Below are 24504 nucleotides of genomic sequence, written 5' to 3'. Positions count from 1 at the left end.
TCGATCTACAGGTGAAGGGGCAGCGGCGACAGGTCAGGGCGTCGTACGGTCGACCGGGGTGGTCAGGCGGGCGACGGCCGCGACGACTTCGGAGGGGTTGGACAGGTCGGACAACACGATGTCGGCGCCCGCCTCGCGCAGCTCGGCGGCCGTGGACCGGCCCGACGCCACGCCGATCATGGCCGCGCCGCCGATCTTCGCCGCCTGGACGTCACGCGTGGAGTCGCCGATCAGGACGGTGTTGCCCGCCGTGAAGACGGCGCCGTACCCGGCCTTGGCCCGTCCCTGCGCGACCTGCAGCAGGGTGGCCTTCGGATAGACCTCCTCGCCGTAGCCGCCCACCTCGACGTCGATCCACTTGTCCAGCCCGAACGCCTTGAGCTTGTGCACGGCGTTGCTCTTGATGGTGCCGGTGAGCACCGACTGCACGACGCCGTCGAGGCGCGCCACGGCCTTGAGCGCGTCCTTGGCGCCGGGCAGGGCACGGCCGTCCTTGGTCAGCCGGTCGCGCCGCTCCGCGAAGCAGACGGCCAGCGCGTCGAGGAACCTCGGCAGGTGGTGGTCCTCGACGGCGATGCCGTTGACGGCCAGGGTCTCGAAGACGATCTCCGAGTCGGGGCGGCCCAGCGCCGGTGCGAGCTTCACCAGCGGCCGCCCTGTCACCATCCGGAACGCGTCCGCGTAGGCGTCGCGGGTGACGATGGCGACGTCGACGAGCGTCAGGTCGATGTTCCAGAGAACGAGGCGGTTGATCGCGGCCTCCGTGGGGGTGCGGTGTGGATCGTGCTCAGCGTACGGCCCACGCGGAGTGCCCGCTGTATCCGCAGCCGCCTTGATAACCCCTCACAGGCGGGACGGGGAGCGAGGTACCGGCCGAAATCCGCCCCGGCGCTCTCCCCGGTGCCCGTTACCCCGGCAACCGCCGTGACCGGAACCCGGCCCGCACGGCATGTGGAGAGTCCGCAAATTCGCCGCGGAGTCGGCCCGAACCCGTCTTCCCCGCCGCCTGACGCGCGGAGATCGTAACCGTCCACCACCCCGCAAACAAGATATTGACAAGACATGTCACCGGCGGTTCTCTTAATGATCAGTAAACGTTTTTTGTACTTTCCGCGCGGTTCTTAGCTCTCGTCCCACCCTGTCCAGAATGAGGCGGACGTCGTGTACCGAAAGCTGGGTTCTACAGTGCTGGCCGCGGTCCTCGCGATCGGCCTGACCGTAATCGACGAGGGCGGGAGCGCGGCGTACGCCGCTCCCCGCGCCGCGCAGGCCGATCCTCAGGAGCCGGGGGAAGGAGCGCCGACCGACGAGGCCGCCGGGCGGGCCGCCCGCGAGACCGGCCGCCCGGTCGAGGTGCTGGCCAAGCGCGGCGAGGACCGGGAGACCTACGCCAACCCCGACGGCACCTTCACCACCGTCGAGCATCTGCGCCCTGTGCGGGTGCGGCAGGGCGACGCCTGGGTCGCGCCCGACACCACGCTGGTCAGGCGGCCGGACGGCTCGATCGGGCCGCGCGCGAGCACCGTCGGGCTGTCGCTGTCCGGCGGCGGCGACGCACCGCTGGCCCGCGTCGCCAGGGCCGGCCGCGAGATGTCGCTGAAGTGGCCCGGAGGGCTGCCAGAACCCGAACTGCGGGGCGACTCGGCCGTCTACCACGACGTCATGAAGGATGTGGACCTCGTCGTACGGGCCGACGTGGACGGCTTCTCCCACACGCTCGTCGTCAAGACCAGGGAGGCCGCGGCGAACAACGCGCTGGCCCGGCTCACGCTCGGGCTCGGCGGCGCCGGCGTCGGTGTGCGGACGAAGGAGGGCGGCGCCGTCGAGGCGGTCGACGCCGCCGGCGGCGGGGCGCTGTTCGAGGCGCCCGCGGCGGTCATGTGGGACTCCGGCGCCCCGGCCCCCGCGCTGAAGGCGGCGACCTCGGCCCCGCTGGAGCGTGGCCCCTCCGACACCTCGAAGGTCGCCGGTCTGAACGCGGCCGTGGAAGGCGGGAACCTCACCCTCACCCCCGACCGGGCGCTGCTCGACGCGCCCGACACCCGCTATCCCGTCTACATCGACCCGGTGTGGAAGACGGTCAAGGCGTCGGCCTGGGCCTACGTGTCGCGCACCTATCCCAGCACGTCATACTACAAGTTCGGCGGCAAGGCCGACTCGGGCCTCGGTCTGTGCTCGGGCGACTCCAAGTGCGCGCCGTCCGACGTCAAGCGCATCTTCTACCGCATGCCGACCAGCGCGTACGCCGGCAAGTACATCATCTCGGCCGACTTCGTCGCCAAGGAGACCTGGTCGTACTCCTGCGACGGCCGCACGGTGCAGCTGTGGCGGACCAAGGGGTTCATCGAGAGCTCGACCTGGAACTCCACCTCGGACAACTGGCTGGAGCACCTCGACACCCGTGACGTGGCCAAGGGCTGGTCGTCCAGCTGCCCGGCGGGCGACGTCGAGTTCGACGCGACCAAGGCCGTCAAGGACGCCGCGGCCGGCAAGTGGTCGACCACGACGTTCGGCCTGCGCGCGGGCTACGAGACCGACGCCTACGGCTGGAAGCGCTTCGCCGACGACGCCTACCTGCGGGTCAACTACAACACCCCGCCGCCGCAGCCGAAGATGTCGAACCTGTCGATGAACCCCGGCGGCACCTGCGTCTACTCCCCCGCCCCCGCCGTACGCGTGCCCCCCACCATCTCGGCGGTCCTGTACGACGCCGACTCCGCCGACGCCAAGAAGGTGTACGCCGAGTTCGGCGCGACCTGGGACGGCGCGCAGAAGTGGTCGTCGGGCAAGATCGGCCCGAAGACCACCGGTTCGACCTTCCAGGTCACGCTGCCGGCGTCGATTCCCGAGAAGAAGACCATCAACTGGTACGTCCGCACCTGGGACGGCTACCAGTACAGCCCGTGGAGCTACGCGGGCGACGCCACCGCGTGCTACTTCACCTACGACAAGAGCGTGCCGGCGGCTCCCACGCTGTCGTCGACGGCATACCCGCAGTCGGACCCGGAGAACGAGGCCGATCCCTGGTATGACGGCGTGGGCCGCTATGGCCGTTTCACCGCCGCCTCGTCCTCGGGCGACGTGGTCAAGTACTGGTTCGGCGTCAACTCCAACCCCACCTCCGCCAACGAGCGCAAGCCGTCCAGCGCGGGCGGGGCGGTGACCATCGACATCGCGCCCGACCACGCCGGGCCGAACTACCTCACGGTCAAGGCGTTCGACGCGGCGGGCAACTCCAGCGAGATCGGGCGCTACGTGTTCCGCGTGAAGGCGGGCTCCCCGGCCAAGGCGCAGTGGGCCCTGGACGAGCCGATCGACTCCACCGAGGTGGCCGACGTCTCGGGCGCGTACCCGGCGACCGTGTACGGCGGGGTGACGCTCGGGGTGGACGGCATGTCGAAGACCGCCATGCAGACCAACGGCACCACCGGCTACGCCAAGACCGCCGGGCCGGTGCTCGACACGCGCAACGGCTTCGCGGTGTCGGCCTGGGCGCGGCTGCCCGCGACCAAGCCCACGCACGCCGGGATCATCGCGACCCAGATTGGAAGCGTGCGCAGCGGTTTCGAGCTGTACTACTCCTCCGGCTACGACCGGTGGATCTTCAACCGCTACAACAACGACACCACCGACGGCACGATCACCCGGGCGATCGGCACCGCCGCGCCGCAGGGCAGCGAATGGACCCATCTCGTCGGCGTGTACGACGCGGTGGCCAAGAACATCAAGCTGTACGTCAACGGCCGGCTCGAGGCCACGACGGCCTACACGACCCCGTGGAACGCCACCGGCCCGGTGCAGATCGGCGCGGGCTGGTACGGCAAGCTCGACGCCTTCTTCCCCGGCGAGATCGACGACGTGCGGCTGTTCGACCGCATCGTCACGCCGGAGGAGGTCGGCAATCTGTTCACCCAGCACCCCGTGGTGGCCGCCCGCTGGAAACTGAACGACTCCGCCTCCGCCGTACGGGCCGCCACCGCCTACTGGAAGATGGACGAGGCGGCCGGGGCCACGCGCGCAGAGGAGACGGGCGGCGCCTACCCGGCCGGCCCGCAGGGCGGCGTCACGTTCGGCGCGGCGGGGCGGTTCGGCAAGGCCGTGCACCTCGACGGCACGACCGGCTACCTCAAGACCGGCGGCCCGGTCCTGCCCGACACCACCAAGAGCTTCTCTGTGTCGGCCTGGGCGAAACTCCCGGCGACGAAACCGACCCACGCCGCGATCATCGCGACGCAGGCCGGCTCCCGGCGCAGCGGGTTCGAGCTGTACTACTCCTCCAGCTACGACCGGTGGATCTTCAACCGCTACAACAACGACAACGACGACGACGTGATCACCCGGGCCCAGTCCACGGCCGTGCCCGAGGGCGGCGTCTGGACCCACCTCGCCGGCGTGTACGACGCGGCGAACAAGCAGATCAGGCTCTACGTCAACGGCAAGCTCAACTCCACGACGGCCTTCACCACGCCGTGGAAGGCCACCGGCCCAGTGCAGATCGGGGCCGGCTGGTACGGCACTCTGAAGTCCTTCTTCCCCGGCGAGATCGACGACGTGCGGCTGTACGACCAGATCATCAGCGACTCGGAGATCGCGACGCTGGCCTCCGGCGCCTCGCTGACCATCGCCGCCGACGACGGCCCGTCCGGGCGCCACGTCACGCTGAACGGCAACGCCAGGATCGACCAGGGAGCCGGCTGGGTGGGCACCCCGCCGGGCGGCCTGGTGCTGGACGGCGACGGCGACTACGCCGCCACCTCCGTCCCGGTCGTCCGCACCGACGAGAGCTTCACGATCGCGGGCTGGGTGACCACCGCGGGACGGCCGTCCAGGGCCGCGGCGGTCTTCAGCCAGGAGGGCTCGGTCAACAGCGCGTTCACCCTGCGCTACCGGCCAGACCCGGCCGACCCGGCCAACGCGGGCGGCTACCAGATCGAGATGCCGGACAAGGACGCGACCGGCGCGGCCCGGCCGACCGCCGAGCATTCGGCCTTCCAGTCCGGCTTCGACTGGGACCACGTGGCGATCGTGTACGACGCCTTCCAGGACGAGATGCGGCTCTACGTGAACGGCGAGCTGGAACAGGTCGAGGACACGGTGTCCTGGCGTCACAACGTGATCGGCTTCAACGCGGGCAAGGGGCTCCAGCTCGGCCGCACCAAGGCGGACGGCGCATGGGGCGAGTACTGGCCCGGCGTGATCGACGACGTGTGGGCCTTCCAGGGGATCGCGACCGAGGAACAGATCCAGATGCTGGCCGGCGGCGCCGAGCTGCCCACCGACACGGGCTTGTAAGAACACCGGCCTGTAGAGAACCGGCGACTCGAAATCGAAACCAGGTCCGGCCGCCGCACGGCGGCCGGGCGGGAGGTTGCGCATGAACGGGTTCCCCCACCCGACAAGACGTGCCCGCCGCCTGTTCAGCCGGCGGTTCAGGCAGCGGTTCAAGCAGCGGTTCAGACGCAGGGTCGCCGCGGTCACGGCGCTGGCCACCGTCGCCGCGTCCCTGGTCGCCCAGCCCGCGCAGGCGACGGCGCCGGACGCGGGACGCCCGGAGGTGAAGAGCGCCGAGCGCGTGGTCCGCGGCGAGACGCTGAGCGTCAAGCCCCGCCGCCCCGACCCGGCGGGCACCCCCGCCAAACGGCGGCCCGCGTCCGGCGAGGTGAAGGTCACCTCCCCCGGCGCCGTACGGATGCTGGACCACGCCGCCGCCGAGCGGGTGGGCGCCGACGCCGCCCTGTTCACGGTCACGGCCGCCGGAGACAGGGCGTCGAGTGTCACCGTCGACTACTCGGGCCTCGCCGGCGACTTCGGCGGCTCGTACGGCAGCCGGCTGCGCCTGGTCCGGTTGCCCGCCTGTGCGCTGACCACCCCCGACCAGCCCGCCTGCCGTACGGAGACGCCGGTCCGCGCGCGCAACGACGCGGCGAACCGTACGCTCACCGCCGCGATCCCGGCAGAGGCGACGGTGCTGGCGGCCGTGTCCGGCGACTCCAGCGACAAGGGGGACTACAAGGCCACCAAGCTGTCGCCGTCGGCCACCTGGACCGTGGCCGAGCAGTCGGGCGACTTCTCCTGGTCGTATCCCCTGCGGGTGCCGCCCGTCCCCGGTGAGCTGACGCCCAAGGTGGAGATCGGCTACTCCTCCGGCGCCGTGGACGGCCGCACGTCCAACACCAACAACCAGCCGTCCTGGGTGGGCGAGGGCTTCGACTACTGGCCCGGTTACATCAAGCGCGCCTACAAGCCCTGCGCGGACGACGGGGCGCCGAAGGACCAGTGGGGCACGCCGCCCGGTGACCAGTGCTGGGCGTACGACAACGCCGTGATCAGCTGGAACGGACGCGGCGGCGAGCTGATCCAGGCCTCCGACGGCACGTGGCGGATGAAGAACGACGACGGCACCCGCGTCGAGCGCCTGAAGGACACGGCCAAGTCCAACGGCGACGACGACGGGGAGTACTGGAAGCTCACCACCCCCGACGGCGTGCAGTTCTTCTTCGGGCTCAACCGGTTGCCCGGGTGGAGCAGCGGCAAGCCGGAGACGAAGTCGGCCTGGACGCACCCCGTGTTCGGCAACGACGCGGACGAGCCGTGCCACGCCTCCACCTTCGCCGCCTCCTGGTGCCAGCAGGCCTACCAGTGGAACCTCGACTACGTCGTGGACCCGCGCGGCAACGCCATCTCGTACTACTACCAGCAGGAGGGCAACCACTACGGCCGCGACCTCAAGCCCGAGGACGAGACGCCGTACGTGCGCGGCGGCTGGCTCGACCGCATCGAGTACGGCCAGCGCTCCGACACCCTCTTCACCGCCAAGGCCCCGGCACGCGTGGTGTTCGGCGTCTCCGAACGATGCCTGAAGACCGACGCCTTCGACTGCGATCCGAGCAAGATCGGTTCGAATCCCACGAAGTGGCCGGACGTGCCGTACGACCTGAACTGCAACGCGGGCACCGAGTGCAAGGCGACGCACGGCACGCTCGCGCCCACGTTCTGGTCGCGCAAGCGGCTCACCGGCGTGACCACGCAGGTGATCAAGGCCGACGGCACCTACCGTGACGTGGACGACTGGACCCTCGACCACCTGTGGGGCGACGCGGACATCGACCAGGCCCTGCTGGTGAAGTCGATCACGCACACCGGTCGCGCGACCGGCAGCCCGGTGGCGCTGCCGTCGGTGACCTTCAACCACGTGCAACTGCCCAACCGGGTCGACAAGCAGGGCGACGACATCCCGCCGTTCGTCAAGTACCGCCTTGGGGCGATCTACGACGAGTCGGGCGGGCAGATCGACGTCAACTACTCCGACGCCGATTGCGCGCTCGGCTCGCTGCCCACCCCGGAGACCAACACCCGGCGCTGCTTCCCCGTCAAGTGGACGCCCGCCGGCTACGACGACCCGATCACCGACTGGTTCCACAAGTACGTCGTCACCCAGGTCGTGCAGACCGACCGCACCGGCGGCTCCCCCGACGCGCTGACGACGTACGAGTACCTCGACGGCGCCGCCTGGCACTATGACGACGACGACGGCATGACCAAGGAGAAGTACAAGACCTGGTCGCAGTGGCGCGGCTACGGCCGCGTACGGGTGCGGGCCGGCGGCTGGAACGACCTGCGCTCCCTGGTCGAGACGCGCTACCTGCGCGGCATGAACGGCGACAGGGCCGGGCCGGGCGGCGGGACGAAGAAGGTCACGGTCTCCGACGGCGAGGGCGGCAGCGTCGTCGACGAGGACCCGCTGCAGGGGTTCGAGCTCAAGCGGACCGAATACGAGGACGTGAACGGCGCGGTCGCGGTCAAGACCGTCAACACCCCGTGGTACCAGGAGACGGCCAAGCGCACCCGGAGCTGGGGCACCGTCACCGCGAACATCGTCAACGTCGCCAAGACGCACGCGTGGACCGCGATGGACGGCGGCGGCTGGCGGGAGACCGAAACCGGGACGAAGTACGAGCCCGTCGCCGGCCTCACCACCGAGGTGGACGACAAGGGCGACCTGTCCACCACCGCCGACGACCGGTGCACCCGCACCACCTACGCCCAGAACACCAAGGCCTGGATGCTGAAATATCCATCCAGGGTGGAGACCGTCGCGGTGGCGTGCTCGGCGACCCCCGACCGGTCCAAGCAGGTCGTCGAGGACGACCGCACCTTCTACGACAACGGCGCCTTCGGGGCCGCGCCCACCAAGGGCGACATCACCCGCGTCGAGACGATCGCCGCGCACGACGGCACCACCGCGACGTACGTCGCCAAGGAGGTCTCGACGTACGACTCCTACGGCCGGGAGCTGACCACGAAGAACGCGGCCGGACACGTCACGACCACGGCCTACACCGACACCGGCGGGCTGAACACGGGCGTGAAGGTCACCGGCCCGCCCGTGGTCCCCGGTGACGCCTCGACGGCCCACGTCACCAGCCAGGAGAAGGACCCGGCGTACGGGTTCGAGACCGTCAAGATCGACGCGAACGGCAAGCGCACCGACCTGGAGTACGACGCGCTCGGCCGCCTCATGAAGGTGTGGATGCCCGACCGGTCGAAGGCGGCGGGCCAGACGCCGAACCTGGAGTTCGGCTACCGCATCGTGGACGGCCAGATCGTCGCCATCGGCACGAAGAAGCTGGACGCCGAGGGCGGTCAGACCCCGCCGACCTACGAGCTGTACGACGGACGCCTGCGGCTGCGCCAGACCCAGGAGCCGGGGCCGGACGGCGGCCGCCTGGTCAGCGACAAGTTCTACGACTCTCGCGGCAACGTGGCCCGCGAGTACGGCCAGTACTACTCGACCGAGGCCCCCGCCACGAAGCTGTTCGGCGCGTACGAGGGCGACGTCGAGTCGCAGAAGGTGTTCGACTACGACGGCCGCAACCGGGTGACAGTCGAACGGTTCCTCGTCGGCAACGGCGAGACCAAGGAGAAGTGGCGCACTGTCACCAGCTACGGCGGCGGCAGGGTCACCGTGGACCCGCCGACCGGGGACACGCCGGTGACCACGCTGACCGACGCCCGCAACCAGATCGTCGAGCTGCGCCAGTACAAGGGCGACTCGCCCACCGGCGACTACGACAAGACGACCTACACCTACACGCCCGCCGGCAAGCTCTCGACCGTCAAGGACCCGGCGGGCAACGTCTGGACGCACTTCTACGACCTGCGCGGGCGGGAGATCGAGGTGCGCGACCCCGACAAGGGGACGACGAAGACGACGTACGACGACCTCGACCACGTGCTGACCACCACCGACGCACGCGGCAAGACGATCTTCAACGTCTACGACTCGATGGGCCGTAAGACGGAGACCCGCGAGGGCTCGGCGACCGGCCCGCTGATGGCGTCGTGGGCCTACGACACCGTGCGCAAGGGGCAGGCGTCCAGCGCCACCAGGTACGCGAACGGCCAGGCGTACACGACCACGTTCAACGCCTACGACAACCTCTACCGGGCCATCCGGACGACCGTGACGATCCCGTCCGCCGAGGGCGCGCTCGCGGGCAGCTACGTGTTCGACACGCGCTACAAGCTGGACGGCACCGTCCAGTCGGCCACCTACCCCGACGCGGGCGGCCTGCCGGCCGAGACGGTCGTCTACTCCTACGACGACCTGCGCCGGCCCACCACCATGTCGGGCCTGTCGCCGTACGTCACCGACTCGATCCACAGCCTCACCGGCAAGCCGGAGCAGTACGAGCTGTCGACCGGCGGCAAGAAGACCTGGTTCACCTACTCCTACGAGTACGGCACCCAGCGCCTGCGGTCGTCGCGGGTGGACCGCGAGGACGTGGCGGGCGTGGACCGCGACGCCACCTACACCTACGACGCCGTGGGCAACGTCGTCTCGATCTCCGACGTGTCCCGCAGCGGCACAGACACGCAGTGCTTCGCCTACGACTACCTGCGCCGCCTCACCGAGGCATGGACGCAGGGCACCCAGTCGTGCGCGGGCGCGCCGGGCGCGAGCGTCATCGGCGGCGTCGCACCCTACTGGCAGTCGTTCGGCTACGACGTGACCGGCAACCGCACGAAGGAGGTCGAGCACGGCGTCGGCGGCGCCGCCGACACGACCCGGGCCTACGGCTACCCGGCCCCCGGCTCGCCGCACCCGCACGCCCTGTCCGGGGTGACCCAGACCGGCGGCGCGGGCGCCCGCACGGAGTCCTACGCCTACGACGAGACCGGCAACACCACCGGCCGCACGATCGGCGCCACGGCCCAGACACTGGAGTGGGACGTCGAGGGCCACCTGGCCAAGGTGACCGAGGGCACGAAGGTCACCTCCTACGTGTACGACGCCGACGGCAACCGGCTCATCCGGCGCGACCCCGGCGGCACCACGCTCTACCTTCCGGGGATGGAGCTGCGCCTGGACAAGACCACGGCCAAGGTCCAGGCGACCAGGTACTACAGCCACGACACCGTGACGGTCGCGGTGCGCACCACCTCGGGCGTGAAGTTCCTGGCCGCCGACCAGAACGGCACGTCGGAGCTCGCGATCGACGCGGCGAACCAGTCGCTGACGCAGCGCCGGTTCAAGCCCTTCGGCCAGCTTCGGGGATCGCCCCCGGGCTCCTGGCCGGGCGAGAAGGGCTTCGTCGGAGGCACCGTGGACGAGTCGACCGGTCTCACCCACCTCGGGGCGCGTGAGTACGACCCCGCCACCGGCAGGTTCATCAGCGTCGACCCGATCATCGACCCGCACGACCCGCAGCAGATGAACGGCTACGCCTACGCCGGCAACAACCCCGTCACCTTCACCGACCCCGACGGCAAGTTCTGGGGCAGCTGGCTGGCGATCCTCCTGGCGCTCCTGCGGGCCCTGCTGGCCATCCTCAACCACGGCGGTGGCGGAGGAGGGAACCACGGCGGCGGAGGCCACGGCGGTGGTGGCGGCTACACCGGGGGTGGCGGCGGCGCTCCGCACCGCTCCGGCCCGAGCTTCGGCTCCACGGTCAAGAGCAACACCCTGGCCAGCGTCGATCCGCGCAAGTTCACCGCCCTGGGCTGGCTGGCGTACGGGCTGGGCGGCCCCGCGGACATGCTCAACACCTGGGGTGAGAACTTCAAGGAGAGCCGCCGGGTCATGGCCGGCCTCTACAAGCTCAAGTCGGTCAGCTATCCGGAGGGCAACTGGCTGACCAAGTGGCTGTGGCAGGGGCTCAGCAAGTGGTACGACGCCAAGGCCACCCGGATCGAGGCACGCGGCATCAAGTGGGGCGGCCGGCTCGGCAAGGCGGGCAAGTTCGTCGGCAGGTTCGGGGTCGTCGCCACCTTCGCCGACGGCGCGCTCACACAGTGGGGCAGCGACTCGGGCAAGGACATCAACACCGGTGAGAAGGTCGCGCGGGCGACCATCCGCGGGGCCGCGGTCGCGGGCGGCTCCTACGCGGGTGCCACGATCGGCGCGGCGGCGTGCAGCCCGGGCGTCGTGCTCGCCGCGGTCTGCGGCGCCGCGGGCGCGTACGTCGGCGGTATGGTCGGCGGCGTCGTCGGCGACACCGCGATCGCCGCGTACGACCACATGCGCAAGCCGGTGGTGAACACCGTCAAGTCGGTCGGGTCGGGTATCAAGAAGGGATGGAAGAGTCTCTTTGGCTAGTCTGACGGCCGCCCTGGGCGACACGGCCGAGGTCGTGGGCTACCCGCACGCGCCGGTGTGGGCGGTGCTCGCCGCCGCCCTGCTCGCGATCCTCGGCTTCGTCAACCACGTCAGGTTCGTCCGCGGCGGGCCCGGCGGCACCTGGGCGGCGCGCTACTTCGACACCGACAACCCCAAAGAGCTGCGCAACCTGCCGTTCGCGCAGCTCCCCGGGGCCGTCATGCTCGCGATGTGGGCCGTGATGCTCGCCTACACCCGGGTCTCCGGCCAGGAGACCTGGGACGCGATCATGGGCCTGTTCCTGTTCGCGTCGTTCGTCGCCGGAGGCGTGGCGGTCAAGCGGCTCTACCGGCCGCCACGCAGGGCCAAGCCCCGGTGGCTGCTGGAGGAGGAGGAACGCCAGGCCCGCTGACGCGTCAGACGAGGTCGAGGGCGTCGGCCAGCGAGTCCACCACCGGGACCCCGACGCCCTCCAGCTCCGACCGCCTGGTCATGCCGCCGGTGTAGAGGATGGCGCGGGCGCCGACGTGCTGGGCCGCGTGGGCGTCGTCCACGCTGTCGCCGATGACGACGACCTTCGCCGAGTCGAGCCCGAGCGCGCGCATGTGCTCCACCATGTGCTCGGCCTTGTGGCCGCCGGTCGCCGAGCGTGAGCCGTCGATGCGGGTGAAGTGGCCGTCGATGCCGAACTCGCCGGTCTTACGGACCAGCCGTTCGTGGCCCCACATGGACAGCAGCGACTGCGTGCGGCCCGACCCCTCCCAGGCGCGCAGGCTCGACAGCGCCCCCTCGGCGAGGCTGCACGCCTCCATCAGCCGGTGGTAGTGCTCGTGGAAGCCCGCGTCGAGCAGTTCCCACTCGCCCTCCCCGAGCGGCCGGCCGAGCATCCGCTCGTACGCCACCCAGATGGGGCGGGTGTACACCTCGCGGAAGCCCTCCGCGTCGTACGGCCCCAGGCCGTACGGCTGGAAGAGCTCGTTGGTCGCGCCGACGACGGCGTCGATGTCGTGGAAGAGCGTCCCGTTCCAGTCCCAAACAATGTGTGTCATCTCGCCTCCAGCTTAGACGCCGGGCGTGACAACTCCATGAACTACGCGGGTCAGGTGAGCAGATCCTGGATCTCCTGGGTGGCGTACCACAGCAGTTCGTGGTCCTCCGCGCCGTCCACGACGAACCGCGCGTCGTCGTCCCCGACGTCGGCCGCGGGCAGCGCCGCGATGGCCGCCTCCACGTCCGGCGCGGCGTCGGCGTCGTCCACGTGGACCGAGGCGACCAGCCGCATCGGGATCGGCTCCAGGACCCGCACGCGGGCGCGCTCCTCCAGGTCGGCGCCGGCCTTCACGGTCTCGTCGGGCACCTCGGCCGCGATCACCACCCGACGTGCGGCCACCTCGACGCCGTCCTCGCGGTCGGCGGCCAGCATGCGCAGGGAGGTCCGGGCGGCCTCGGTCAGCGCGACGTACTCCAGCTCCTCGGTGTCGCCCGAGGCGTACCACTCGATCAACGCGGGGGTGACCGCGAAGCCGGTCAGCGGGGCCGGGCCCAGCTCCCCTGCGGCGACGACGCGCGCCAGCGCGGGAATGGTGGACGGCAGATAGACGCGCATGCGTTCCTCGACTCGGTCTCTGATTGAAGCTACAGGCGGGCACCGGTGCCGGGCTCGCGGAAAGGCAGGCCGAACAGGCGCTCCATCTCGGCGATGGTCTCCGAGGGATCGCTGTGGTGGACCCCGACCAGGCCGATCGCGCGGGCCGCCACGATGTTCGCCTCGATGTCGTCGACGAACACGCACTGTCCCGGCTCGAGTCCCAGCAGGCCGAGCGCATGCCGGAAGATCCGCTCCTCGGGCTTGCGCATGCCGACCTCTCCGGAGATGACGACCGCGTCGAAGAGGACCTCCCAGCCCTCACGCGAGTAGTGGTCGCCCCAGGAGTTGGACACCAGGCAGGTGCCGAGCCCGGCCGTCCGGGCCTGGCGGAGCATCTCGTTCATCTCCTCGACCGGCCGGAACCCGGCGAACATCCGGGTCAGCAGGCCGTCGGCCTCCGGCGGGCCGCCGTCGAGGGTCACCAGCCGGGCCGCCAGGGCGCGCTCGAACTCCAGGACCGGAATCTCGCCCCGTTCGAGCGCGTGGATCGGGTTCTCGCCGTCCGGCTCGACGCCGGCCCGGTACGCCTGCGTGACCAGCGCGCGCATGACCTCCCGGTAGTGCCGGGGGTCGATCCGGTCCGCCTCGATCCACTCCGCGACGGACTCGGCCAGGCTCGTGGTCAGAACCCCGCCCCAGTCGATCAGCACACCCTTGAGCACCGCGCCTCCCACCCCACGTGCCTACAAATATAGGGAGTGGTCAGTCGGGCCGCTCGAACGGCTTGAGCACGCCGCCGAACCACTCGTCGACGGCGTCCGGGCCGAACGACTCGCCGGGCGCCAGCTCCCGCAGCGCGTCACTCACCATCTGACGGCTCTGCCGTTCCGCGTCCTGCTGCGCCCGGCCCAGGGCCAGCAGGAGTTCCTCGGCCAGCGTCCGGCTGGGCAGGCGCATGGCACGAGGCTCGATGACGACCTCCCGCACCTGGCCGTACACCGTCGTGACGACCTCGATCCGGCCGTCCGCCGCCCGGCCGTGGCCGGTGACGGCCTCGATCTCGCGCTGCCCCTCCTCCAGCCATGCCTCGATCTGTGCGGCCCGCTCCGCGTCCTGCTCCAGGTCGTCGGCCCGGTCCGCGGAGTGCGGGCCGAAGGCGTCCGCTCCCGCGTCCAGCTCCTGGGCGAGCTGGTCGAACCGATAACGCACGAACGTCTCGTCGAGCGGGGCGGCCAGCCCGGTCACCCTGCTCTGGGCGGCGGCGACGAGCTCGTCGGTCCTCTCCTTCGCGGCGTCCTGGGCGGCCCTGATCGCCCGCGTCACCTCCGCGCTCAGGACGGCCGCGTCGAGCCGCATGACCCGCGGATCCAATGTGATGGCGGTGACCTGTCCCCGGCCGTCGGCCCTGGCCCGCACCAGGCCGTCGCCGCCCTCCCCTTCGCCGGTGACCTGCCGGATCTCGGCCTGGACGTCCGCGAGGCCGCGCATGACGTCCTCGGCCTGGCGAATCATCTGCTCCAGCAGCTCCAGGTCGCTGCCACCCGGAAACGACAGGGACAAGTATTCCTCCACAAAAAGGACAAAAGGCTTTTACTGTGCAATTCACCCGTCCGTAATTCGCGGGTCATGCTAACGTGCCGCGCATGCACGGGGAACTCGGCATCGAACACAGCGAAGTGGACAGGGCCTCCTCTCGCCTGACGGAGCACGGCGATGAATTCGTGACCGCCCTCCAGTATCTGCGCGAGCGGGCGGGCGCCTCCTCGTGGGGCGACGACGGCCTGTTCGGCGCCTTCGTGGCCGCGTACAACCGCTCCGCTCTGACGGCCGTCGAGGCGTACGCGCAGCTCGGAGGGACGGTGGGCGGCACGGGAGAGGCGCTCGCGGTCGCGCGCCGGCGGGTGTCGGACGCCGAGGGCGACGCGGGGCGCCAGATCGCGGGGGCGCACGACGCACAGGGCTTGACATGGGCTTGATGCCGCCGGACTGGGCACAGCCGATCGCGAGCCTGGTCAACTTCCCGAAGATCGACGAGGCCGACATCCGCACGGAGATCCGCCCGTGGCAGGTCGTGCAGGCCGGCGCCGCCTCCGGGGGGAGCGGCGCGGAGGGCGAGGTCAGGCGGCTGCCGGGCGTGTACCAGGGCGTGTCCGCCGACGCGATGCGCACCAACTGGACCAAGACCGGCACCACAGAACACCTCCGTACGGCCGTCGGGGCCGCCGCGTACGCGCCGGCGGTGCTCGAAGGCACCGCCACCGCGGTGACCGCCACGAAGGTCGCCATCATCACGCAGGCCATGGCGGGCGCGACCAAGTTGGCCTCGACGCTCGTCGCGGGCGGCCCGTTCGCCGCGGCCTCGGCCACGGCGGGGCTCCTCGCCACCCGGTACGCCATGCGGAAGATCCTCAGGGAGGCCGAGGAGGGCGGCGCCCGGGTTCTGGCTCCGGCCGTCACGCGGCACATCACCGAACCGCTCGAACGCATCCTGAAGAACACCCGCGGCCCCTTCGGAGGCGGCCCGGCCCTGGCGGGAGCGGGCGGCCCCCATGTTCCCCTGAGGGGCGCGCCCCTGCGGACGGCAGGTGAGACGGGGCCCCGCGGCGGCGTCAAGCTCGACATGGCCAGGAGCCGCAAGCCCTATTCGCGACAGACCGGCCCACAGCTGTCCTCCGCGGAGCAGCAGGCGCTGGACGCGAAGAAGGCCGGTCAGCCGTACGACAGGAAGGCCGCCAAAGCGGCCGAGCAGAAGGTGAAGACCGGCGAGAAGCTCGACGGCGACCGCAACGCCCAGAAGCGCGGCACCCAGTCCAACCAATCCGGCCAGGGCAACGCGAACCAGCAGCAGGGCCAGCAGAATCAGAACACCCAGGGCAAGAAGAAAAGGCGTTTCCTGTAGGGACGTGTCATGACCAAACCGATCACCAATCACATGCATCACTTCACCCAGAACAATCCCGAAGGGATTGGCCAGGACAGCGTGCCTGCGCTGCTCCGCCGGGTCGCGACCACGATCGAGGAACTGGGCCAGGTCGAGGTGTACGACCTGATCATGCACAACGAGATCACCGACGACGGGACCGACTGGCCGTCGATCACGGTGTACTTCGACTACAGCCAGGCCGACGAGCCAGAGGAGGACGAGCCCGAAGGAGACGCGCCCGCCGTCACCTGACGACGGCGAAGACGCGCTCCGCGACCTTGCGGTGCGCGGCGGACTTCAGTGCGCCGGGGTCGGTGCGGATCGGGCCGAAGACGCCGCGCTTCTCCTTGAGCCGCAGAATCCGCAGCACCGACTCGTCGATCCTGCGTTCGGAGATCCGGCCCGACTTCACCGCGTCGAGGACGGCGTCGTACGCCTTGGGCAGGTTCGGCGGCATGAGGAGCACGTCGGCCCCGGCGAGCACGGCCCGCACGGCGACCTCGGCGTCGCCGTACTTCTTCCGCACCCCGGCCATGTCGAGCGCGTCGGTGCTGATCACGCCGTCGAAGCCGAGTTCCTCGCGGAGCAGGCCGGTGAGGATGCGGTGGGACAGCGTCGCGGGGTCGCCCGAGGGGTCGAGCTTCGGCATCACCACGTGCGCGGACATGATCGCGTCCACTTCGTGCGCGATCGCCGCGCGGAACGGCGGCGCGTCCAGCTTCCGCCACTGCGTCTTCGAGTGCGTGATGACCGGCAGGCCCGTGTGGCTGTCGACCGAGGTGTCCCCGTGGCCGGGGAAGTGCTTGGCGACGGAGGCCACGCCCGCCGCGTGGAAGCCGTCGACAGCCGCCCCGACCATCGCGGCCACCTTTCCCGGGTCGGAGCCGTACGCGCGGGGGCCGATCACGGGATTGCGGGGGTTGATGTTGACGTCGGCCACCGGCGCGAAGTCGAGCGAGATGCCCAGGTCGCGCAGTTCCTCACCGGTCGCCCTGGCGACGTCGCGCGCGTTCGCCGTCTTGCCGGTCTCGCCGATCTCCGACGCGCCGGGGAACGTGGTGACGAGAGACTTGAGCCGGGAGACGAGGCCGTTCTCCTGGTCCACGCCGATCATGAGCGGTGCCTCGCCGGACCTGGCCGCCGCCTCGCGCAGGCCGGTGGTGAGCGCGGCCACCTGGCTCGCGCCGGAGACGTTGCCCGCCCAGTCGAACAGGATCACTCCGCCGGGGTGGAACTTCTCCACCACCTGCGCCGGCGTCCCCACGCCGTACCGCGCCTCGTTCTCCTTGCTCGCCGCCCCGGCCTTCTGGCCCCACACCACGATGGTGAAGAGCTGGGCCACCTTGTCCCGCAGGCTCATCGCCGCGAGCGTCCGCTCGGCCAGGCTTCCCGAGGGGCGGGCCGACGGCGAGGGGGGCGGTGGGGACACGGACACCGGCGCTGACGTGCGCGGCGAGGGCGCCGGGCTCGCCGCGCCGACGCCGGACGAGCATCCGGTCGCGAGGAGGGCGGCGAGCATGACGACACCGTGTCTGATTCGTGGCACGTTCTTTACGGTAGCCGCGCCCGGCCGTGACCGGGCCAGGAACCCGGTCACGGACGGTCAGAGCGCGAGTGCCTCCAGGCCCGGCAGTTCGGCGCGTGCGGCGGCCTTGGCGGCCTGCGCCGAGGTGGCCGAGCGCGCCGCGGCGGCGGCGTCGCGGCACTGCGCGAGCGTGTGCCGCGACAGGGCGGCGCGCACCCAGGGCAGCGCGGGGGCGCCCATGGACAGCGACGTGACGCCCATGCCGACGAGCACGCAGGCGAGCACCGGATCGGCCGCGGCCTCGCCGCAGACCCCGCAGCCTTTGCCCGCCGCTGCGGCGGCCGAGGCCGCCATCGCGATCAGGTCGAGCACGGCCGGATGCCACGGATCCTGCAGTCCTGCCACGGCGCTGACCTGGCGGTCGGCCGCGAGCGCGTACTGCGTGAGGTCGTTGGTCCCGATCGAGAAGAAGTCGACGGCCCGGATGAGGTCCACCGCCCGGAGCGCCGCCGACGGCACCTCGATCATGATGCCCGTGCCGTCGAGCCCCGCCGTACGGCAGGCGTCGGCGAACCACTCGGCCTCCTCGACGGTGGCCACCATCGGCGCCATGACCTGGACCTTGGCCGAGACGCCCGCGGCGGCCCGCGCCAGCGCGCCGAGCTGAGCGGTCATGATCTCCGGATACCTGCGGAACATGCGCAGGCCGCGTTCCCCGAGCGCCGGGTTCGGCTCCTCCTCCGGCGGCGGCAGGAACGCCAGCGGCTTGTCGGCGCCGGAGTCGAGCGTGCGCACCACCACGCGCCCCTCCGGGAACGCCTCGAACACCGCCCGGTAGGCCTCCTCCTGCTCGCTCCCCGACGGCGCGGTCTCACGGTCGAGGAAGAGGAACTCGGTGCGGTAGAGGCCGACGCCCTCGGCGCCGTTGGCCAGCGCGCTCTCCAGGTCGCGGGGGCCGCCGATGTTGGCGAGCAGGGGAACGGGGTGCCCGTCGGCGGTCGCGCCGGGACCTGTGGCCGCCGACAGCACCGCCCGCCGCGCCTCCTCGGCGGCGCGCGCCTCGGCCACGCGGGCCGGGTCCGGCGCGAGCAGCACCTGTCCGGACGCGCCGTCGACCAGCACGGGGGTGCCGGGGGCGATCGCCGTCGCGCCGGCGCAGCCGACGACGGCGGGCACGCCCATCGAGCGGGCGAGGATCGCCGTGTGGCTGGTCGGCCCGCCCTGCTCGGTAACGAACGCGGCGACCACGTCCTTCGACAGCAGCGCCGTGTCGGCCGGGGCGAGGTCCTTGGCGACCAGCACGAACGGCTCGGCGGCGCTGGCCGGCACGCCGGGCATGGGCAGGCCGGTCAGCACGGCGATCACCCGGTCGCGGATGTCGTCGAGGTCCGCCACGCGCTCGGCCAGGTAGCCGCCGGCCGCCGCGAGCAGGTCCCGATACTTGCCGAAGGCGTCGAAGACGGCGCGCGGGGCGGCAACGCCTCGCTCGATGAGCTCGCCGACCTCCACGGCCAGGCTCGGGTCGCGGGCCATCAACGCCTGCGCACCGAGCACCTCCTGGGCCTCGCCGCCCGCCCTGGCGCCCCGCGCCTCCAGGTCGGCGGCCACCTCCTCGACCGCCCGCTCGGCGCGGGCCCGCTCGGCGGCGGCGTCGCCGTCGTGGTGCGCCTCCTTGTCGGGCTCGGGGATCTCACCCGCGAGCACATGGGCCGGGCCGTATCCGGCGCCGGGGCTGACCCCCGTACCGGCAAGCACAGTGCCGGCCAGCGACGTGCCGGCCAGCGACCGCGCGCCGTTCTCGTTCCCCGCCGTCGTCCCCGTCTTCCGCTGTCCGTCCACTGGCGTCAGGAGGCCGAAGCGATCTGGGCGAGCTCGTCGAGCAGCTCTTCTGCGCCGTCGCCCTCCGCGCTGATGACGATCGACTCGCCCTGCCGGACGTCGAGCGCCAGAACCGACAGGATGCTCTTCGCGCTCACCGGCGAACCACCCGCCTTCGCGATGGTGACGTCGTAGGACGCCTTCGCCGCGGTCTGCACGAACGTCGCCGCCGGGCGGGCGTGCAGCCCGACCTCGGACGCGACGCTGACTGTGCGTTCGGCCACGTTTCCTCCTCCTGCGGCGGTGGTCTAGACCGCCGGTAGTTCCGTCAAAGGCCAGTCAATACCCGACATATCGGGTATTACCAGATCCGCGTGTGACAGTTCATCCGGATGATGGGTGGTGGCCACCGCAACGCACGTCATACCCGCGGCCCGAGCCGCCGCTATCCCGGCGAGCGAGTCCTCGAACACCACACACGTGGCCGGGTCCACCGCGAGCAGGTCGGCCGCCATGAGGTAGCCGGACGGATCCGGCTTCCCCACGGTCACGTCCTCGGCCGAGACGATGGTCCGTACCACCTCCACAACGCCGATCTCGGTGAGCCGCTCCACCGCCCACCACCGCTGGGCCGAGGTGACCAGGGCCAGCGGAGCTCCCTGCTCCGCGACCCGGGACACCAGCTCCGCCGCGCCCGGGACCGGCACGATGTCGGGCAGGTCCGGATGGTCGTAGTAGGAGCGGATCTCCTCCATCACGACCTCCGGATCCAGGCCAGGCAGCACCTCGGGGACGACGTCCACCCCGCGGCGGCCCATGACGCGCCGCAACAGCGTCTCGTCGTACGTGATGCCGCGGTCGTCCAGGAACATCCGCCACAGGGCGCGGCTGCGGACCTCGGTGTTGACCAGGGTGCCGTCGAGGTCGAAGAGCGCGGCCTCCATCACCTGAGCATCACGACCACTCGAAGAGCGGGTCACCCGCGCTCACGCGGCCCTCGGCGAGCTCGCCGACCGAGCCCGCCACGGCGTCGAGCGCCACCACCGGGCAGACCGGCGAGCGCCCGCCGGCCTCGACCGCCGCGGGGTCCCAGGCCACGACGGGCTGCCCGGCGCCGACGCGATCCCCCTCCGCCGCGAGCAGGCGGAAGCCCTCGCCCTTGAGTTGCACGGTGTCGATGCCGAGATGCACCAGCACGCCCCTGCCGTCGTCCCCCACCACGACATACGCGTGCGGGTGCAGCTTCACGATCGTGCCGCTGATCGGGGCCAGGGCCTCGACGGGCTGCCGGAGGGGGTCGATCGCGGTTCCCGGGCCGACCATCGCCTGCGAGAACACCGGGTCCGGCACGGCGGCCAGGCCGATGGCCGCCCCCGCGACCGGGGCGAGAACAGTCGTCAATGAAGAGCCCTTCCCTGAGATCCGGGCAGGCGTCGCCACAGGTCCGCCCGAGACCGGCGGACCCGCGACGATCTCCCGGGTTCAGCCGATGATGTCCTCGATGTCGCTGGCGATGGTGTCGGCCTCGGGGCCCACCACGACCTGGACGACGTTGCCCGCCGCCATCACTCCGTGGGCGCCGGCCGCCTTGAGCGCGGCCTGGTCCACCTTAGAGGCGTCATGCACCTCGGTGCGCAGCCGCGTGATGCACGGCTCCACTTCGATGATGTTGTCGGCGCCACCGAGCCCGGCGATGATCGCCTCGGCGTCTGCAGCCATGGGGGTCCTCCTGTTGTTCGGCCGGTCTGGCGTCAGTCGGTCTGCGTGACCTTCTTCAGACCGCGGGGGGAATCGGGGTCGATACCGAGCCTGCGCGCGAGCGCCTCGGTGAGCAACTGCCCGGGGACGATGAGTCCCAGCGGAGCCACCCACTCGGGCAGGTCCGGACCGTTCAGGGCGGCGGTCGAGGCGGCGGCGAGCCGCTCGCCGCCCCCGACGCCGAAGGCGGCGGCGCCCGCGCTGGTGACCCGCTCGGCCAGCGCGACCGTGCCCGCCAGTGTCGGGCCCTGCCCCGCCGCCACCAGGATCGCCGGGGTCTCGGCGTCCACAACCGCGATCGGGCCGTGCAGCAGGTCGGCGTACGACAGGCCCATGGCGTGCAGGTAGCACGCCTCCTTGAGCTTGAGCGCCAGCTCGAGCGCGGTCGAGAACGCCAGGCCGCGGCCGGACACGACGACGCCGGGCTTGTCGGCCAGGCCCTCGACCACGGCGTCCAGGTCGCCGGGGTCGGAGATCAGCTTCTCCACCGCGTCCGGCACCCGGCGCAGATCGTCGGGGTCCACGTCGGCGCCGAGGCCGATCGCGAGCACGGCCAGCGCGGCGAGCTGGGTCGTGTAGGTCTTCGTGGCCGGGACGGCCTTCTCCTCGCCGGCGAGCGTGCACAGCGCGAGGTCGGCGGCCTGGGCCAGCGGCGACTCCTCGCCGCCGTTGGTGATCGCGACGGTCTTCGCGCCGCAGTCCTTCGCCCACTGGAGGGTCTCGACGATCTCCTCCGTACGGCCGGACTGGGACAGGCCAACGGCCAGCACCCCGTCGAGGTCGAGCCTGCGGCGGTAGGTGGTGGCGACGGAGGGGGCGCCCATCGCGGCCATCCGGCCCGCCCGCGCCTCGATCAGATAGCGGCCGTAGACCGCCGCGTTGTCCGAGGTCCCGCGGGCGACGAACAGCAGGTGGCGGGTGTCCCGCGCGACCGCCTCGACGTCGCCGGTCCTCGGCAGGAGGGCGTCCAGCGTCGCCCGAATCGCCGCGGGCTGCTCGGCGATCTCACCGCGCATCCTGGTCGTCATCGATGATCATCCTCTGCTTGGCGAGATTTGTCCGTTATCGATCCGTCGCCGGCCCATACATTGACACACATTTCCCGGCTGTGGTCTAGTCCGGACTAGACCAGTAAGAACCTTAACTTATTCGGACGATCCAGAGCGAGAGGGGAGGGATCAGTGGCCCAGATCGATCCGGACAGCCCGGTGCCCAAGTACTTCCAGCTGCGGGAGATCCTGCTCGACCTCATCGAGAGCAACGAGCTGCCGATCGGCGCGGCGATCCCCTCCGAACGCGACCTGAGCCAGCGCTTCGACCTGTCTCGTATGACGGTACGGCAGGCCGTCGACCACCTGGTGTCCGAGGGCCGGTTGCACCGGGTCCCGGGCAAGGGAACGTTCGTGGCCCGCCCGAAGATCGAGCTGGCACTCCAACTCACCTCCTTCACCGACGACATGCGGGCGCGCGGCATGGAGCCGGGCTCCCGCGACCTGGACCGGCGGGTGGTCCGGGCCAGTGCCCACCTCGCACGGCAGCTCGGCATCCAGCCGGGAGACGCCGTCCACTTCATCGAGCGGCTGCGCACGGCGGACGGGGAACCGCTGAGCATCGAGCGCGCTCACATCCCGGTCGCGCTCGCACCCGATCTCGATGCCTACGACCTGACCGGACGATCCCTGTACGCCCTGCTCGAGTCGCGCTACGGGCTCGTGATGGACGCCGGGGAGCTGACCATCGACGGCGGCCTCGCCGATCCGAGCGACGCCGACCTGCTCAAACTGCCCCGGGGCGGGGCCGTGCTGCTGCTGCAGCGCCGGTCCTTCGCCGGCGGGGTGTGCGCCGAACTCGGCGTCTCCACCTATCGCGCCGACCGCTACCAGCTCCGGACGCTCCTCGGAGCCCCGGCCAGACGCCTCTAGTAGTCCCCCCATCCTGGAGGAACACCCGATGAGTTCCACCTCCGCCGACGCGGGCCTGCCCGCGGCACCTTCCGGCCAGAACGCGGTGCTGACCGCACTGTCCCGCATCGGCCGCTCCCTGATGCTCCCGATCGCGGCACTGCCCGCCGCGGCCCTCCTTCTCCGGTTCGGCCAGGACGACCTCCTCGGCCGCACGGACAACGCTGCCCTCGACAAGATCGCACAGGTCATCGGCGGCGCGGGCGGCGCCCTGTTCGACGCGCTGCCGCTGCTGTTCGCGGTGGGCGTCGCCGTCGGCTTCGCCCGCAAGGCCGACGGCTCGACCGCTCTCGCGGCCGTGGTCGGCTACCTCGTCTGGGACCGGGTCACCCACCTGATGTTCTTCGACGCCTCCGCGGACGCGGCGGTGCACAAGAAGGTGGCACAGTCCATCGTGGGGGCGGACGGCAAGCCGGCGGAGGCGCTCAACCTCGCGGCGGCCAATCCGACCGGAGTGCTCGGCGGCATCCTCATGGGTCTCGTCGCGGCCATCCTTTGGCAGCGGTACTACCGGACGAAACTGCCGGCCTACCTGGCCTTCTTCGGTGGCCGCCGCTTCGTCCCGATCCTCACCGCGCTGGCCGGGCTCGTGCTCGGCGTCGTCTTCGGCCTGATCTGGCCGCCGATCGGGCAGGGCCTGACCAGCTTCGGCGACTGGCTCGCCAGCAACTCCACGCTCGGCGCGGGCATCTACGGGATCGTGAACCGGGGCCTCATCCCCTTCGGCCTGCACCACTTCGTCAACTCGATCGTCTGGTTCACCGTGCCGGAGTGCACCGTCGGCGCGACCCACGCGGCGGGCGACCTGAACTGCTACTTCGCCGGGCAGGACGGCGCCGGCGCGTTCATGGCGGGCTTCTTCCCGGTCATGATGTTCGGCCTGCCGGCCGCCGCGATCGCCATGTGGCGGGCCGCGCCGCCGCACCGCCGCGCCACCGTCGGCGGCATCATGATCTCCTCTGCCCTGATCTCGTTCGTCACCGGCATCACCGAGCCGATCGAGTTCGCGTTCATCTTCGTGGCCCCGATCCTGTTCGCGGCGCACGCGCTGCTCACCGGCGTCTCGATGGCCCTGGTCGCGGCCCTGGACGGGCGCCTCGGCTTCGGGTTCTCCGCCGGCGCGATCGACGCGGGTCTGAACGCGACGAAGGACAACACGCACAACTTCTGGCTGATCATGTTGATCGGCGTCGTCTACTTCTTCCTCTACTACGTGGTCTTCAGCTTCCTCATCAAGAAGCTGAACATCATGACGCCCGGTCGCGAACCCGAGCCCGACGTGGACTCCGGGGAGAGCGCCGACACGGCGCGTGCCCGCGCCTGACGCGTCAG

General features: G+C 71.1%; 20 protein-coding genes. 8 read left to right on the top strand and 12 right to left on the bottom strand.

The genetic code is table 11. The features are described 5' to 3' along the window. Positions 1 to 33: 33 nt before the first annotated feature. On the bottom strand, positions 34 to 753 hold the full coding sequence (locus QSK36_RS06550) for an HAD family hydrolase (RefSeq protein ID WP_285781852.1): 720 nt from the start codon (positions 751 to 753) through the stop codon (positions 34 to 36). A 408-nt stretch (positions 754 to 1161) separates the two neighbouring features. Between QSK36_RS06550 and QSK36_RS06545 the strand changes: the two genes are divergently transcribed. From QSK36_RS06545 to QSK36_RS06535, 3 genes are all read left to right on the top strand, one after another. Next, complete coding sequence (locus tag QSK36_RS06545; RefSeq protein WP_285781668.1) at positions 1162 to 5292, top strand: LamG-like jellyroll fold domain-containing protein; 4131 nt, start codon at positions 1162 to 1164, stop codon at positions 5290 to 5292. Between the two features lie 82 nt (positions 5293 to 5374). After that, positions 5375 to 11599, top strand: a complete 6225-nt coding sequence (locus QSK36_RS06540; RefSeq protein ID WP_285781667.1) for an RHS repeat-associated core domain-containing protein — start codon at positions 5375 to 5377, stop codon at positions 11597 to 11599. Continuing rightward, positions 11592 to 12011 carry a hypothetical protein gene (locus QSK36_RS06535; RefSeq protein ID WP_285781666.1) on the top strand — a complete coding sequence of 140 codons (420 nt, stop codon included), beginning with the start codon at positions 11592 to 11594 and terminating at the stop codon, positions 12009 to 12011. Before QSK36_RS06540 ends, QSK36_RS06535 begins: the two co-directional genes overlap by 8 nt. Before the next feature lie 4 nt (positions 12012 to 12015). On the opposite strand, the gene QSK36_RS06530 is transcribed toward QSK36_RS06535, so the two are convergent. From QSK36_RS06530 to QSK36_RS06515, 4 genes are read right to left on the bottom strand one after another with little or no spacing between them, the layout of a single operon-like run. Then, positions 12016 to 12648 (bottom strand): HAD family hydrolase, encoded by a 633-nt coding sequence (locus QSK36_RS06530; RefSeq protein ID WP_182898772.1) that lies wholly within the window; start codon positions 12646 to 12648, stop codon positions 12016 to 12018. A gap of 50 nt (positions 12649 to 12698) precedes the next feature. Next, the gene (locus QSK36_RS06525) at positions 12699 to 13205 is read right to left on the bottom strand and encodes a DUF6912 family protein (protein ID WP_183534756.1); all 507 of its coding nucleotides are present in this window, start codon (positions 13203 to 13205) and stop codon (positions 12699 to 12701) included. Between the two features lie 29 nt (positions 13206 to 13234). Next, on the bottom strand, positions 13235 to 13909 hold the full coding sequence (locus QSK36_RS06520; protein WP_285781665.1) for an HAD family hydrolase: 675 nt from the start codon (positions 13907 to 13909) through the stop codon (positions 13235 to 13237). A 40-nt stretch (positions 13910 to 13949) separates the two neighbouring features. Continuing rightward, positions 13950 to 14747, bottom strand: a complete 798-nt coding sequence (locus QSK36_RS06515) for a YbaB/EbfC family nucleoid-associated protein (protein ID WP_285781664.1) — start codon at positions 14745 to 14747, stop codon at positions 13950 to 13952. 83 nt (positions 14748 to 14830) lie between these two features. On the opposite strand from QSK36_RS06515, the gene QSK36_RS06510 reads away from it, so the two are divergent. From QSK36_RS06510 to QSK36_RS06500, 3 genes are read left to right on the top strand one after another with little or no spacing between them, the layout of a single operon-like run. Next, a complete protein-coding gene (locus QSK36_RS06510) occupies positions 14831 to 15163 on the top strand; it encodes a hypothetical protein (RefSeq protein WP_285781663.1) in 333 nt (110 codons plus the stop codon). Continuing rightward, positions 15163 to 16086 (top strand): hypothetical protein, encoded by a 924-nt coding sequence (locus QSK36_RS06505; RefSeq protein WP_285781662.1) that lies wholly within the window; start codon positions 15163 to 15165, stop codon positions 16084 to 16086. The genes QSK36_RS06510 and QSK36_RS06505 overlap by 1 nt, the downstream gene beginning before the upstream one ends. 9 nt (positions 16087 to 16095) lie before the next feature. Then, on the top strand, positions 16096 to 16362 hold the full coding sequence (locus QSK36_RS06500) for a hypothetical protein (RefSeq protein ID WP_183534748.1): 267 nt from the start codon (positions 16096 to 16098) through the stop codon (positions 16360 to 16362). Here the strand turns inward: QSK36_RS06500 and QSK36_RS06495 are convergent. The 7 genes from QSK36_RS06495 to QSK36_RS06465 form a co-directional block, all read right to left on the bottom strand. Beyond that, on the bottom strand, positions 16355 to 17656 hold the full coding sequence (locus QSK36_RS06495) for a glycoside hydrolase family 3 protein (RefSeq protein ID WP_285781661.1): 1302 nt from the start codon (positions 17654 to 17656) through the stop codon (positions 16355 to 16357). The two genes, QSK36_RS06500 and QSK36_RS06495, sit on opposite strands and share 8 nt — an antisense overlap. Positions 17657 to 17713: 57 nt before the next feature. Beyond that, positions 17714 to 19390 (bottom strand): phosphoenolpyruvate--protein phosphotransferase, encoded by a 1677-nt coding sequence (gene ptsP, locus QSK36_RS06490; RefSeq protein ID WP_285781851.1) that lies wholly within the window; start codon positions 19388 to 19390, stop codon positions 17714 to 17716. Between the two features lie 89 nt (positions 19391 to 19479). Then, entirely contained in the window at positions 19480 to 19737 is a 258-nt protein-coding gene (locus tag QSK36_RS06485; protein WP_285781660.1) for an HPr family phosphocarrier protein, read from the bottom strand. A 24-nt stretch (positions 19738 to 19761) separates the two neighbouring features. Further along, positions 19762 to 20397, bottom strand: coding sequence for an HAD family hydrolase (locus QSK36_RS06480; RefSeq protein WP_183534746.1), 636 nt, complete (start codon positions 20395 to 20397; stop codon positions 19762 to 19764). Positions 20398 to 20407: 10 nt separating this feature from the next. Then, positions 20408 to 20854 (bottom strand): PTS sugar transporter subunit IIA, encoded by a 447-nt coding sequence (locus QSK36_RS06475; RefSeq protein WP_183534745.1) that lies wholly within the window; start codon positions 20852 to 20854, stop codon positions 20408 to 20410. Positions 20855 to 20935: 81 nt separating this feature from the next. Continuing rightward, positions 20936 to 21172 carry a PTS sugar transporter subunit IIB gene (locus QSK36_RS06470; protein ID WP_030509331.1) on the bottom strand — a complete coding sequence of 79 codons (237 nt, stop codon included), beginning with the start codon at positions 21170 to 21172 and terminating at the stop codon, positions 20936 to 20938. A 32-nt stretch (positions 21173 to 21204) separates the two neighbouring features. Next, positions 21205 to 22239, bottom strand: coding sequence for an SIS domain-containing protein (locus QSK36_RS06465; RefSeq protein ID WP_285781659.1), 1035 nt, complete (start codon positions 22237 to 22239; stop codon positions 21205 to 21207). Between the two features lie 153 nt (positions 22240 to 22392). On the opposite strand from QSK36_RS06465, the gene QSK36_RS06460 reads away from it, so the two are divergent. Then, on the top strand, positions 22393 to 23133 hold the full coding sequence (locus QSK36_RS06460) for a GntR family transcriptional regulator (protein WP_142562894.1): 741 nt from the start codon (positions 22393 to 22395) through the stop codon (positions 23131 to 23133). A 28-nt stretch (positions 23134 to 23161) separates the two neighbouring features. Next, positions 23162 to 24496 (top strand): PTS transporter subunit EIIC, encoded by a 1335-nt coding sequence (locus tag QSK36_RS06455; protein WP_285781658.1) that lies wholly within the window; start codon positions 23162 to 23164, stop codon positions 24494 to 24496. Positions 24497 to 24504: the final 8 nt, after the last annotated feature.

Origin of the sequence: Microbispora sp. NBRC 16548, assembly GCF_030268985.1 — a bacterium.
In the GTDB taxonomy this organism is placed as follows: Bacteria; Actinomycetota; Actinomycetes; order Streptosporangiales; family Streptosporangiaceae; genus Microbispora; species Microbispora catharanthi.
Note: the sequence above shows the minus strand (reverse complement) of the source record. Positions and strands in the feature narration are given on the sequence as shown.